Below are 12180 nucleotides of genomic sequence, written 5' to 3' on the forward strand. Positions count from 1 at the left end.
CCGCACCGCCGCCCGCACCGCCGTTGTCGGCGTCTCCGTCGCGGTTGTCTTGCAGGTCCTTGTCGTCCACAGCCACGCCCCTCAGCACGATCCGCCCCCCAAATCACCATAACTTCCGAACGGCGCCGCGGGTTCCGGCCGGGACGCCGGGGCGGCGAGGTCAGCGGCCGCAGCCGGGGCAGGGGACGCGGGTGCGGCGGGCGTAGGCGCGGGCGGCCACGGCCATCCCCGCGCCCCACAGGACGTAGGCGGGGACGGCGGCCCAGAAGAACGCCTCGGGCAGGTCGAGGCCCCCTTCGGGCGGGAACGGGTCGCGGCCGTGGAGCCGCTCCCAGCACATCAGCAGCAGCATCAGCCCGAAGTAGACGGTCAGGCCGGCGGAGACCGCGGCGGCCAGCCACAGCACCAGCCGGCGCGGGACGCGGCGCCCGCCGAGGACGGGCAGCGGGCGCGGCCACGTCCGCCCGAAGGGGTGCACGAGCGCGAGCGGCAGCAGGGTCCCGCCGAGCACGAACCCGGCCTCGAACAGCAGCGCCGACGCGCCGCCCGACAGCGGCGCCCCCCCGAACCCGACGGCGGCCTGCGCCGCGACGCGGGCGGCGCAGCCGGCGACGGCGAGGTAGGCGGCCCGGTACGCCCACGCGGGGGTGCGGTCGAGCGGGCCCGCCGCGGCGGCCGCGCGCCCGCATCCGCCGCATCCGCCGCGGGTGCGGCGGCGGTGCGCGCGGGCCGCGAGGCCGGTCAGGACCGCGGCGGCCGCGCACGCGGCGCGGCTGAGCGCGCCCAGCGGGTGGAAGGCGACGCCGAGGCCGGGCAGGACCGCGCCGATCACGTCGAGGAGCAGCATCGCGGCCGCGGCGGCGAGGGCCGCGGCGGCCGTCCACGCGGCGAGCCGCAGGACCCGCCCGGTGCGGTGCCGCGCGGCCGGGTGCGCGAGGGCGAGCAGGACGGCCGCGGCGGCGCCGCACAGCGCGACGCCCCGCCAGCCGGTGAACACGACCAGGTCGGGCCCGGCGGGCGACATGTCCTGCGGCTGGTTCCCGGCCGCCCAGTAGGCGCGCAGGACGCCGTAGGCGAGCAGCCAGGCGGCCGCGGCCCACGGCACGACGCGGTCGAGGTCGCGGCGCGCTTTCCCGGGCGCGGCGGCGGGGCCGGTGAGCTGGGTGGTCATGGCCCCGATCCTGCGGGCCGGGGGCGGGGCGGCGCCTCCCCGCGGCGGCCGATCCCGCTCCCCCGCGCGGGGGAGCGCCCGCCCCGGACGGGCGCCGGGGGACGGGGCGGCGGATAAATGGCTGGCGCGGGTGCGGGGGCGGCGAGTACAGTCGCGGGCGGAACCGGAAAGGGGAGGTGGAGACGTATGGCCGTCGTTGCGGTCGCCGCCGTGCGCGGCACTCGGCCCGTCCTCCTTCCCCGGGCCGCCGGCTGACCCGTCCCGCCTCACCGGCCGGACGCGTACGCGCCGGGGCCCCTTTTCACGCAAGGGTTCCAAGACATTGCCTTCCGCATCCGCGGGGTCGTCGCCGCTGGCCGCCTACGGCTGGGACGACGCCCTCGACAACGCGTTCATCTCCTATGGCGCGGCGGGGCTGATCCCCGCGCGCGTGGCCGCGGTCGACCGCGGCCTGTGCGACGTGGTCACCGGGCAGGGCCCGATGCGGGCCGTGACCGGCCCGGTCCCCGCCTCGCCCGCCGACCCGCCGGCTGATCCGTCCGCCCATTCATCCGCCGGTCTGTTCAGCGATCCGCCCGCCGGTGCGCCGGGCGGGCCGCCGCTGGTGCCGTGCACGGGCGACTGGGCGGCGCTGCGTCCCGGCGGCCCCGGCGGGCGGCCGGTGGTGGCGGCGCTGCTGCCGCGACGGACCGCGATCGTGCGGTCGTCGGCGTCGCGGGACTCGCGCGGCCAGGTGCTGGCCGCCAACGTCGACACCGTCGCCATCACGGTGTCGCTGGACGCCCGCCTGGACCTCGGCCGCGTCGAGCGGCTGCTGGCCCTGGCGTTCGAGAGCGGCGCGCGGCCGGTGGTCGTGCTCACCAAGGCCGACCGCGTGCCCGGCACCGCCGGCGCCGAGGCGCGGGTCGCCGAGGCCGCGCCGGGCGTGGACGTGGTCGCGTGCAGCGCCGCGTCCGGCGGCGGCGTCGGCGCCGTCCGCGCCGCCCTGCACGGGACGGTGGTCCTGGTCGGGCCGTCGGGGTCGGGCAAGTCCACCCTCGGCAACGCGCTGCTCGGCCGGGACGCGCTGGCCACCGGCGCGGTCCGGGCGGGCGACGGCAAGGGCCGCCACACCACCGTCCGGCGCGAGCTGCTGCCGCTGCCGGGCGGCGGCGTCCTGATCGACACGCCGGGCCTGCGCGGGGTGGGCCTGTTCGAGGCGGCCGACGGCCTGGAACGCGCGTTCGCCGACATCACCGAACTGGCCGCGGACTGCCGGTTCGGCGACTGCGCGCACCGCACCGAGCCGGGCTGCGCGGTCCTGGCCGCCGTCGAGGACGGGACGCTGCCGCGGCGGCGCCTGGACAGCCACCGCAAGCTGCAGCGCGAGAACGACTGGATCGCCTCCCGCGCCGACGCGCGCCTGGACGCCGAGCGCCGCGCCCGGTCCAAGGAGATCTCCCGGTGGCAGCGGCGGATGTACCGGGAACGGGGGCGGGGCCGGTGACCTGGGTGACCAGGCCGGAGGGCCCCGGCGACGCCGCGGCGGTCCGCGCCGTGGTCGCGGCGGCGTTCCCGACCGAGGAGGAGGCCCGCCTGGTCGACGCGCTGCGCCGGGACCCGGCCTGGGTGCCGGGCCTGGCGGCGGTCGCCGAGACGCCCGGCGGCGTGGTCGCCGGGTACGCGCTGCTCACCCGCTGCCGCGTCGGCGGGGCCGCTGCGCTGGCGCTGGCGCCGGTGGCCGTCCTGCCCGCCCGGCAGCGGCGGGGAGCGGGCGGCGCCGCGGTCCGCGCGGCGCTGGCCGCGGCGGCCGCGCGCGCCGCCGGCGGGCGGGGCGAGCGGCTGGTGGTGGTGCTCGGGCATCCGGGGTACTACCCGCGGTTCGGGTTCGCGCCGGCGTCGTCGCTGGGGGTCGCCGCGCCGTTCGAGGTGCCGGAGGAGGCGCTGATGGCGCTGGTGCTGGACGGGCCGGGCCCGGTCCCGTCCGGCACGATCGCCTACCCCGCCCCGTTCGGCGTGTAGCGGCCGGCCGTGGACGGTGCCCGTCCGCCGGGACGCGCCGCCCGCGTCCCGGCGGACGGGAGAGCCGCCCTTTTGGGTATGGCGTACGCAACTAGGATGCCTGGGGAGAGCATCAGGAGGTCCGGTGACAGGCGGCGAGCACGTCAGCATCTGGTCGGTCCCGGAGCGGCCGGGCCGCGGCCCCCGCCCCGCCTACAGCCGCGTCCAGATCACCGAGGCGGCGATCCGCATCGCCGACGCCGACGGCCTGGAGGCGGCGTCGATGCGCCGGATCGCGGCCGACCTCGGCACCGCCGCGATGTCGCTGTACCGGTACGTCTCCTCCCGCGACGACCTGGTCGAGCTGATGGCCGACCACGTCCTGGCGGAGATGGACGTGCCGCCCCGGCCCAGCGGCGACTGGCGCGCGGACCTGGCGCTGATCGCCGAGAGCACCCGCGCGATATGGCTGCGGCACCCCTGGCTGGCGGGCCTGGACGGCACCCGCGCGATGCTCGGCCCCAACCGGCTGCGGCTGATGGAGTTCGCGATCGGCGCGCTGGACGTCGGCCCGCCCCTGGACGACGTGATCACGCTGATCGACATGCTGAACGGCTACGTCCAGCACGTCGTGCGCGGCGAGATCGCGGCGGCGGCCCGGGGCGGCGGGCAGGGCCGGACGCCGCCGGGGCCGTGGCGGACCCACGACGACCCGCACCTGGACCCCCACCTGCTGGACCTGCTGGCCACCGGCGACTTCCCCAGATTCGAGCGGGTCGTGCGGGAGGCGCGGCTGCCGCGCATGTCCGGCGACGAGCAGTTCCGCCACGGGCTGGAACGCGTCCTGGACTGCATCGCCCGCGCCCTGCCCTGACCGCCCTGCCCTGACCGGGCCGTGACCGGCGGCTCGGGGTCTCCCCGGCAGGAATCGAACCTGCGGCTCCCGGCTTCGGAGGCCGGTGCTCTGTCCGCTGAGCTACGGGGAGCGGGGCTCCGCCCCCAGGGTGACGCGGGGGCGGAGCCGAAGACGCCGGCGGGAGTCGAACCCGCCCGCGGCGGCCGCGCGGACCGCCGCCCGGCTCCGGCGCCATGGACCGGTGCGGTGCCTGCGCGATCCAGACTGCCCCGGCCGCCCGCACCGCGGCAAAGGGTTTTCCGCCGCCGGGCGGGCTCCTCCGGCCCGGCCGGCGCTACCCCGACTGGGCGGCCGTGTGCGGGTCGGTGCCGTTGCGGTCGTGCCCGGGGCCGGTAGCGGGCAGGACGCCGGCGAGGTAGCCGCTGACCGCGGCGCGCAGTTCGGCGGGGCCGGGGTCGGGTCCGGCGCCGGGATCGGCGGGCTCACCGCCGCCGCGGCCCTGCACCGCCGCGGCCCTGCACCGCCGCGGCTGGGACGTCCAGGTGCACGAACGCTCCGCGTCCCTGCGCCCCGCCGGGTCGGGCCTGGCCATCGGCCCCAACGCCCTGCGCGCCCTGGACACCATCGGCGCCGGCGACGCCGTCCGGGACCTGTCCGCCATGCAGGGCGACGGCGGCGTCCGCCGCGCCGCCGGCGGCTGGCTCAGCCGCACCTCCGCCGAGGCCGCGCACGCCCGCTACGGCGACCCCACCGTCGCGCTCCTGCGCACCGCCCTCGTCGGCGAACTCGCCGCGCGGGTCCCCCCGCAGGCCCTGCACCTCGGCTCGCACGTCACCGCGGTCACCCCCGGCGGCACCGTGACCGCCGGCGGCGCCGAGCACGGCGCCGACCTGGTCGTCGCCGCCGACGGCATGCGGTCGGGCGTCCGCGGCACGCTGTTCCCCGCGCACCCGCCCGTCCGCCACACCGGGCTGACCGCCTGGCGCGGCCTCACCGCCGGACCGGTGCCGGGCGGCACGCCCGGGGAGGCGTGGGGACGCGGCCGGGTGTTCGGCATGACGCCGCTGGCCGGCGGCCGCACCTACTTCTACGCCACCGCCCCCGCCGCCGAAGGCGCCCGGGAGCAGGACGCCGCCGCGGAACTCGCCGAACTGAAACGCCTGTTCGGCGGCTGGCACGACCCGATCCCCGCGCTGCTGGACGCCGTCTCCCCCGACGCGCTGCTGCGCAACGACATCCACCACCTGCCCGCGCCCCTGCCGTCCTTCCACCGGGGCCGGGTCGTGCTCCTCGGCGACGCCGCGCACCCCATGACCCCCAACCTCGGCCAGGGCGCCTGCCAGGCCATCGAGGACGCGGTCGTCCTCGCGCACGAGGTCACCGCCGGCGGCGGGCCACCCGGCTACACCGCCGCACGGCTGCCCCGCACCACCGCGGTGATGCGCCGCTCCCACCGGGTCACGCGCCTGACGGCCCTGTCGGGCGCCGCGCCGGTCGCGGTCCGCGACGGCCTGATGCGGCCGGCCGGCCTCCTCGGCCCCACCGCCGTCCTGCGGCAGGCCGACATGCTCTACCGGTGGCACCCGCCGGCCGGCCCCTGACCGGCACGCACCCCGAACGGAGGCCGGCGCGGTTCCCCGGTCCGGCGGGGACCCGTAGGCTCGGCCCCCGGGAGGGTTTCATGGGCCGCGATCCGGAGTACCTGGCGTTCATGCGCCGCCGCCTCGCCGAACCCGCCGCGCCGCCCGGCGGCGGCGTCGAGGATGCACGCCGCGAACTCGCCGCCGACCTGGCCCGCTCCCCGCGCCCACCGGTCGGCACCGTCAAGGACCTCGTCGTGGACGGCCCAGCCGGGCCGCTGCCCGCACGCCTGTACCGGCCCGGCTCCGGCGAACCCGCACCGGCGCTGGTGTTCTTCCACGGCGGCGGCTGGATCCTCGGCGACGTCGCGTCCTACGACCCCGTCGTCCGGGCGCTCGCGCTGGCCAGCGGCACCGCCTGGGTGTCGGTCGGCTACCGCCGGCCGCCCGAGGACCCCTACCCCGCCGCGGTCGACGACGCCGCCGCCGCGGTCCGCTGGGTCACCGGGCACGCCGCCGCCCTCGGCCTGGACCCCGCCCGGATCGGCGTCGCCGGCGACAGCGCCGGCGGGCAGATCGCCGCGGCCGCGCGGCTCCGCGGCCCCGGGCCCGCGCGCCCCGCCCTGCAGGTGCTGCTCTACCCGGCGCTGGACCTGCGCGCCGTCCCGCCGCGGCAACCCGACCCCGACGGCCTGCGGTTCCCGCCCTCCGGCGTCGACCGCGCCCTGCGCGCCTACCTGCGCGGCGCCGACCCCGCCCACCCCGACGTGTCGCCGCTGCTGGACCCCGACCCCCGCGGCCTGCCCCCCGCGGTCATCGCCACCGCCGAGTACGACCGCCTGCGGCCCCAGGCCGAACGGCACGCCCGGCGGCTGCGGGACGCCGGCGTCCCGGTCACCCTGATCACCGGCACCGGCCTGGACCACGGATTCCTCGGCTGGGGCGCGTTCGCGCGCCGCCCCGCCGAGGCCATCGCCGAGATCGGCGCCGCCGTCCGCGACGCCCTCCGCCCCGAACCCCCGGTTTAGGGCGGTAGGCAAAATAACGAGACCTCGACCATAAAGACCCTTGCCTCAACCGTTTAACCCGGTTGACGTGGGCAATCACCTACTAATCACCAGGTGACCGGAACCGGTCCAAGGTCGAGGAGAAACCACCGTGTACAGCACGCACGAGATGCGGATGATCCAGGCCGACGCCTCCGGACTCGAACAGTGGGCATGCTCCACCTGCGGCCGCCGGATCCAGCTGCGCTGGCCCCCCGACTACGAGAAGCGCGTCCTCGACCCCGGCGACCAGGCCGCCTGCCACGTCGGAGCCACCGCCGACGCACCCCAGCCGCCCGACGCCCCGCCCGGCCCGGGACAGGCGCTGCGCAGCCGGCGGCTCCGCGAAACCGGCATCGCCGACGTCGCGACACCCTGACCCCGGCCTGCCCCGCCCCAGCTCACGGACCCGTCAGCTCGGCCCGCATCAGATCCAGGCCCATCGGCCCCAGATCCAGCGCCCGGCGATGGAACTCCTTCAGGTCGAACGCCGCCCCCGCACGCCGCCGCGCCGCCTCCCGCGCCTCCAGCCACAGCCGCTCCCCCACCTTGTAGGCGATCGCCTGCCCCGGCCGCCCCAGATACCGGTCGATCTCGAACGCCGCCGACACGCCCGACTCCGGACCCATCCGGCCGCGCAGGAACTCCAGCCCCAGCTCCGGCGACCACCGCTCCCCCTCGTGGAACCCCGCCCCGCGCGGAATCTCCAGCTCCAGGTGCATCCCGATGTCCAGCACCACCCGCGCCGCCCGGAACCGCTGCCCGCCCGCCAGCATCCCCAGCCGGTACGCCGGCTCCCGGTACAGGCCCAGCTCGTCCATCAGCCGCTCCGCGTACAGCCCCCACCCCTCGCAATGCCCCGGATGCAGCTCCCCCGCCACCCGCTGGAACCGGTTCAGCGCCGGATTCAGCACCGTCACCCCCAACTGCAGATGATGGCCCGGCACCCCCTCGTGGAACATCGTCGCCGGAACGCTCCACGTCGCCACCCCGCCGGGCGCGTCCGGCACCGTCCACCACACCGTCCCCGGACGCGACAGGTCCTCCGCCGGCGCCAGATAGTAGATCCCCGACTCCACCGGCGGAATCCGGCACTCGATCCGCCGCAGCGGCGCCGGAATGTCGAAATGCACCCCGTCCAGCTCCGCGATCGCACCATCGGCCAGCTCCTGGATCCACCCCAGGAACGCCTCCGCCCCCTCGATCCGGTACGCCGGATCGGCGTCCAGCGCCGCCAGCACCGCCGGCAGCGGCTCACCCGGCAGCACCCGCCCCGCCGCACCCGCCATCTCCGACTCGATCCGCGCCAGCTCCTCCCAGCCCCACGCGTAGGTCTCCGCCAGATCCAGCTCCGTCCCCAGCAGCTCCCGCACCCCCAGCCGGTACCGGTCCGCGCCCAGCGCATCCCGCTCCGGCGCCCGCGCCGCCACCGCACCCGACAGAAACGACGCGAACTCCCCCAGCGCCGCCGACGCCGCCCCCACCGCCCCGTCCAGCGCCGCCCGCAGCGGCCCGTCCCCGTACCGCGCCGCCAGCCCCGCCAGATACCCCGGCACCTCCGCGCACTCCCGCGCACTGCGGACCACCTGCCGCCGCGCCGCCAGCCGCCCCGCCCGGCACGCCTCCTCCAGCGTCACCCGCAGCCCGCCCAGCGCACCCGCGACCGCGCCCACCCGCGACACCACCGCCGGCCAGTCGGTCTCCGGCCCCCGGTCCAGCAGCTCGATCGACGTCCTGATCCGCTGCACCGGCCCGTCGATGGTGTCCAGCACGCCCTCGCGAACCCCCGCCTCGCCCAGCGCAGCCTCCACCCGCAGCCGCTCGGCCAGCACCGCCGCAGCCACCCGCTCCGCCGCGCCCTCCACCGGCGTCCGCTCCAGCTCCGCCAGCGTCCGCCGCGTCAGCTCCGCACGCGCCGCCGCGCCCTCCGGGCCGTAGTCGGTCAGCCGCCCCTCCTGCCCCGAAACGCCCATCCCCGCCGCCATGCACGGATCCAGCGCGGCGAACTCGTCCACGTACCGGTCAGCGAGGTCGTCAAGAGCCGTCATCGCCCCAGGCTACGACCGCCCACCCCAAATGTGATCATGAGAATCTGCCAAATCCGGCGCCCCGCTTCAGCGCACCGCCACCGCCAACCGCACGCCCAGCGCCACCAGCACCACACCGCACACCTGCTCCAGCCGGCGCCGCACCTCCACCCGGTCCAGCACCCGCCGCGCCGCACCGACCAGCCACACCACCACCGAGTACCAGAGCAGATCGATCAGCGCCCACAGCACCGAGAACGCCACCAGCACCACCGGCACCGGCCACCCCGCCGGCACGAACTGCGGAAGGAACGACACCGCGAACACCCCCGCCTTCGGATTCGCGAAGTTCGTCACCAACCCCAGCCGGAAACACCCCCACCCCGACCGGCCCACCGCACCCGCCGCCCCGTCCCCCACCGACGCGTCCCCCGCCGGCACTGAACCGCCCCGCCGCGCATGCCACAGCGCACGCGCCCCGAACCACACCAGCACCACCGCGCCCGCGACCCGCAGGCCGTCATACGCCAGCCGCGACGCCGCCAGCAGCGCCGACAACCCCACCGCCGCCGCCAGCCCCCACGCCAGCACCCCCGCCTCGTTGCCCAGCACCGTCGCCAGCCCCGCCCGCCGCGACCGCATCGACTCCCGCATGATCACGACCGTGCTCGGCCCCGGCGCCATCGCGATCAGCACCGCCGCGCCCGCGAAGGCGGCCACACTCTCCAGCATCCCCCCATGCTGACCACCGCCGCCCGGCCCCGCAACGCCGTTCCCCGCGCCACCCGCCCACCACAAGGCCACGCCTCCACACGGCCCCGAGCTCACACGGCCCCGCGAACAGGCCCCTACAGCGGCGCTCCGTCATCCCCGCCCGTACCCGACGGCGACGGAGACGGCAGCGGCCTCGAACCCGACGGCGACGGCGTCGGCGAAGGACGCCCCGGAAACGGCGACCGCGACGGCCGCTCGAACGTCGGCGTCGGCTCCACAGGCTCCGGCGGCGGCTCCGTCGCCTCCGGCTGACACGCGAACAACACCCCCATCAGCACCGCCAGCACAGCCAGCAGCACCACCAACCCCAGCACCACCGCCACCAGACTCCGCTCCGGCGCCCGCTCCCCCACCGGCACCGGCCCCGGCACCACACCCGGCGACGGCTCCGCACGCTCCAGCGCCGGCTCACCCGACCCCAGCCAATACGGCTGGAACTGCGGCCCACGCCGGCGACCACCCCACCACGACCGCCCCGCCCCCCGGAACATCACCGGCTCCAGGAAACGCTCCGCCCCCGCCCGATCCGCCTCATACGCCGTCGCCACCCACGGCGCCGGCCCATCCGGCTGCGCCGCCACCACCGGCGCCCCATCACCCGGACCCGCCCCTGACCCCGGCGCCGGCCCACCCGCATACCCCGACGCCGGCACCGCCGCATTGATCGCCGCCCGGAACCGATCCCGCGCCGCCGCATCACCCGCCGCACCCCGGTTCAGCACCGCCACACTCGCGCGCCGCCCCTCGGCGTCCACCCCCAGGAACACGATCCCGGCAGCCGACTCCGACAAGCGCGCCGACAAACGAAACGGCCCCAGCCGAACAGGATCACCCGGGGGCAACGGCCTCGACATGGCCGCAACACTAACAACCACGCCCTACGATCGGCCCAGCGAAAACCCACCGCCCCCGCCGCCCCCCGAACCGATCACCGCCCGCGCGCACGTATCCCCAACGAACGGGTACAAGTGATCGCGTAGGGTCGAAAAAGCGCCCAGCCCCGGCACCCAGGGACTAGGACTAGTGAGGGAAAACCCACCATGACCATCGCCGCCACCGACGTCGACGAGGCCGCGGCCCTCCTCCAGAACACCCTCACCGAGGTCAAAAAAGTCATCGTCGGCCAAGAACACATGGTCGAACGCATGATCGTGGCCCTGCTCGCCCGCGGCCACTGCCTCGTCGAAGGCGTCCCCGGCGTCGCCAAGACCCTCGCCGTCGGCACCCTCGCCAAAGTCGTCGGCGGCACCTTCGCCCGCCTCCAGTTCACCCCCGACCTCGTCCCCTCCGACATCGTCGGCACCCGCATCTACCACCCCTCCACCGAACAGTTCGACGTCGAACTCGGCCCCGTCTTCGTCAACTTCGTCCTCGCCGACGAGATCAACCGCGCCCCCGCCAAAGTCCAGTCCGCCCTCCTGGAGGTCATGGCCGAACGCCAGGTCTCCCTCGGCGGCAACACCTACCCCCTCCCCGCACCCTTCATCGTCCTCGCCACCCAGAACCCCATCGAATCCGAAGGCGTCTACCCCCTCCCCGAAGCCCAGCGCGACCGCTTCCTCATGAAGGTCGACGTCCACCACCCCGCCGCCCACGAGGAACTCCAGATCCTCCAGCGCATGAGCGTCGACCCCCCCGAAGCCGCCCAGATCCTCGACACCGACCGCCTCGCCGGACTCCAGCGCGCCGCCGAAGAGGTCTCCGTCCACGAACTCATCGCCGACTACATCGTCCGCCTCGTCATGGCCACCCGCGAACCCGACCAGTACCGCCTCCCCGACCTGCGCGGCGTCATCGACATCGGCGCCAGCCCCCGCGCCACCCTCGGCCTCGCCGCCACCGCCCGCGCCCTCGCCCTGCTCTCCGGACGCGACTACGTCCTGCCCGACGACGTCCGCGCCGTCGCCCGCGACGTCATGTCCCACCGCCTCGTCCTGACCTTCGACGCCCTCGCCGACGGCGTCGACGCCGCCGACGTCATCGCCCAGATCCTCACCGCCGTCCCCCCGCCCCGCGTCGTGTGGAACCACTCCGCAGCGGCGGTGACCACCGCATGACGGGAACCGGCCGGCAGCGGCGCAGCGGCAAGATCGCCCACCTCGCCCCCGAACGCACCCTGCGCCGCCTCCAGCTCCAGGTCACCCGCCGCCTCGACGGCCTCCTCAACGGCGAACACCTCGGCCTCCTCCCCGGCCCCGGCACCGAACTCGCCGAAGCCCGCCTCTACCAGCCCGGCGAGGACGACGTCCGCCACATGGACTGGGCCGTCACCGCCCGCACCACCACCCCCCACGTCCGCGACCTCATCGCCGACCACGAACTCGAAGCCTGGGCCCTGGTCGACCTCACCCCCAGCATGGACTTCGGCACCGAGACCATGACCAAACGCGATCTCGCCGTCGCCGCCCTCGCCGCCGTCGGCTTCCTCACCGTCCGCCTCGGCGACCGCGCCGGCGCCTACCTCCTGCACACCGACGGCATCCGCCGCTGGCCCGCCCGCACCGGCAAAGCCGCCCTCTACGCCCTCCTCCAGGCCTGCCTCGACGCCCGATCCGTCGACGACGGCGCCCCCCGCAACAGCACCGGAGGAACCGGCGGCACCGGCGGCACCGTCCCACGCGACCTCGCCGCCGCCATCACCTCGCTCGACCGCGGCCAGACCCGCCGCGGCCTCCGCGTGGTCATCTCCGACTTCCTCACCCCCGACGGCGGCGACCCCACCCCCGGCCTCGACCCCGCCGACCCC

At 76.7% G+C, this 12180-nt stretch carries 12 protein-coding genes, 1 tRNA gene and 1 pseudogene; 8 read left to right on the top strand and 6 right to left on the bottom strand.

Annotated elements, in window-relative coordinates; all coding sequences use genetic code 11:
* Positions 1–160 precede the first annotated feature (160 nt).
* A complete protein-coding gene (locus tag IEZ03_RS05285) occupies positions 161–1171 on the bottom strand; it encodes a hypothetical protein (protein ID WP_184884584.1) in 1011 nt (336 codons plus the stop codon).
* 322 nt (positions 1172–1493) lie between these two features.
* Here IEZ03_RS05285 and rsgA point away from each other — a divergent pair, with 322 nt between their 5' ends.
* From rsgA to IEZ03_RS05300, 3 genes are all read left to right on the top strand, one after another.
* On the top strand, positions 1494–2657 hold the full coding sequence (gene rsgA / locus IEZ03_RS05290) for a ribosome small subunit-dependent GTPase A (protein ID WP_229808030.1): 1164 nt from the start codon (positions 1494–1496) through the stop codon (positions 2655–2657).
* The gene (locus tag IEZ03_RS05295) at positions 2654–3172 is read left to right on the top strand and encodes a GNAT family N-acetyltransferase (protein ID WP_184884587.1); all 519 of its coding nucleotides are present in this window, start codon (positions 2654–2656) and stop codon (positions 3170–3172) included. Before rsgA ends, IEZ03_RS05295 begins: the two co-directional genes overlap by 4 nt.
* Positions 3173–3296: 124 nt before the next feature.
* The gene (locus IEZ03_RS05300) at positions 3297–4025 is read left to right on the top strand and encodes a TetR/AcrR family transcriptional regulator (RefSeq protein WP_184884589.1); all 729 of its coding nucleotides are present in this window, start codon (positions 3297–3299) and stop codon (positions 4023–4025) included.
* 39 nt (positions 4026–4064) lie between these two features.
* Here the strand turns inward: IEZ03_RS05300 and IEZ03_RS05305 are convergent.
* A tRNA-Arg gene (locus IEZ03_RS05305) sits at positions 4065–4137 on the bottom strand.
* 204 nt (positions 4138–4341) lie between these two features.
* On the bottom strand, positions 4342–4512 hold the full coding sequence (locus IEZ03_RS37580; RefSeq protein WP_229808032.1) for a hypothetical protein: 171 nt from the start codon (positions 4510–4512) through the stop codon (positions 4342–4344).
* A 37-nt stretch (positions 4513–4549) separates the two neighbouring features.
* On the opposite strand from IEZ03_RS37580, the gene IEZ03_RS05310 reads away from it, so the two are divergent.
* The 3 genes from IEZ03_RS05310 to IEZ03_RS05320 all read left to right on the top strand — a co-directional run bounded on the left by IEZ03_RS05310 (position 4550) and on the right by IEZ03_RS05320 (position 7012).
* Positions 4550–5608 (top strand): FAD-dependent monooxygenase, encoded by a 1059-nt coding sequence (locus tag IEZ03_RS05310; protein WP_229808033.1) that lies wholly within the window; start codon positions 4550–4552, stop codon positions 5606–5608.
* 80 nt (positions 5609–5688) lie between these two features.
* The gene (locus IEZ03_RS05315; RefSeq protein WP_189241154.1) at positions 5689–6615 is read left to right on the top strand and encodes an alpha/beta hydrolase; all 927 of its coding nucleotides are present in this window, start codon (positions 5689–5691) and stop codon (positions 6613–6615) included.
* A 130-nt stretch (positions 6616–6745) separates the two neighbouring features.
* Positions 6746–7012: a hypothetical protein gene (locus IEZ03_RS05320; RefSeq protein WP_184884593.1), complete on the top strand. Its 267-nt coding sequence runs from the start codon at positions 6746–6748 to the stop codon at positions 7010–7012.
* 22 nt (positions 7013–7034) lie between these two features.
* Here IEZ03_RS05320 and IEZ03_RS05325 read toward each other — a convergent pair whose 3' ends face one another.
* The 3 genes from IEZ03_RS05325 to IEZ03_RS05335 all read right to left on the bottom strand — a co-directional run bounded on the left by IEZ03_RS05325 (position 7035) and on the right by IEZ03_RS05335 (position 10288).
* Positions 7035–8681, bottom strand: coding sequence for a DUF885 domain-containing protein (locus IEZ03_RS05325; RefSeq protein ID WP_184884595.1), 1647 nt, complete (start codon positions 8679–8681; stop codon positions 7035–7037).
* Between the two features lie 66 nt (positions 8682–8747).
* Positions 8748–9392, bottom strand: a complete 645-nt coding sequence (locus IEZ03_RS05330; protein ID WP_184884597.1) for a LysE family translocator — start codon at positions 9390–9392, stop codon at positions 8748–8750.
* Positions 9393–9508: 116 nt separating this feature from the next.
* Positions 9509–10288 (bottom strand): hypothetical protein, encoded by a 780-nt coding sequence (locus IEZ03_RS05335; RefSeq protein ID WP_184884599.1) that lies wholly within the window; start codon positions 10286–10288, stop codon positions 9509–9511.
* A gap of 186 nt (positions 10289–10474) precedes the next feature.
* On the opposite strand from IEZ03_RS05335, the gene IEZ03_RS05340 reads away from it, so the two are divergent.
* Together IEZ03_RS05340 and IEZ03_RS05345 are read left to right on the top strand one after the other, a co-directional pair.
* A complete protein-coding gene (locus IEZ03_RS05340) occupies positions 10475–11491 on the top strand; it encodes an AAA family ATPase (RefSeq protein ID WP_184884601.1) in 1017 nt (338 codons plus the stop codon).
* Positions 11488–12180, top strand: a pseudogene (locus tag IEZ03_RS05345) (DUF58 domain-containing protein); the annotation flags it as partial. The gene IEZ03_RS05340 and the pseudogene IEZ03_RS05345, both read left to right, overlap by 4 nt.

This window comes from Actinomadura livida (genome assembly GCF_014648675.1).
Classification (GTDB): Bacteria; Actinomycetota; Actinomycetes; order Streptosporangiales; family Streptosporangiaceae; genus Spirillospora; species Spirillospora livida.

What these genes read in the sequence shown, in the direction of transcription:
- IEZ03_RS05285 (WP_184884584.1), bottom strand. Translation starts at nt 1,171, where the DNA reads ATGACCACCCAGCTCACCGGCCCCGCCGCCGCGCCCGGGAAAGCGCGC.
- IEZ03_RS05335 (WP_184884599.1), bottom strand. Translation starts at nt 10,288, where the DNA reads ATGTCGAGGCCGTTGCCCCCGGGTGATCCTGTTCGGCTGGGGCCGTTT.
- IEZ03_RS05325 (WP_184884595.1), bottom strand. Translation starts at nt 8,681, where the DNA reads ATGACGGCTCTTGACGACCTCGCTGACCGGTACGTGGACGAGTTCGCC.
- IEZ03_RS05330 (WP_184884597.1), bottom strand. Translation starts at nt 9,392, where the DNA reads ATGCTGGAGAGTGTGGCCGCCTTCGCGGGCGCGGCGGTGCTGATCGCG.
- IEZ03_RS05315 (WP_189241154.1), top strand. Translation starts at nt 5,689, where the DNA reads ATGGGCCGCGATCCGGAGTACCTGGCGTTCATGCGCCGCCGCCTCGCC.
- IEZ03_RS05340 (WP_184884601.1), top strand. Translation starts at nt 10,475, where the DNA reads ATGACCATCGCCGCCACCGACGTCGACGAGGCCGCGGCCCTCCTCCAG.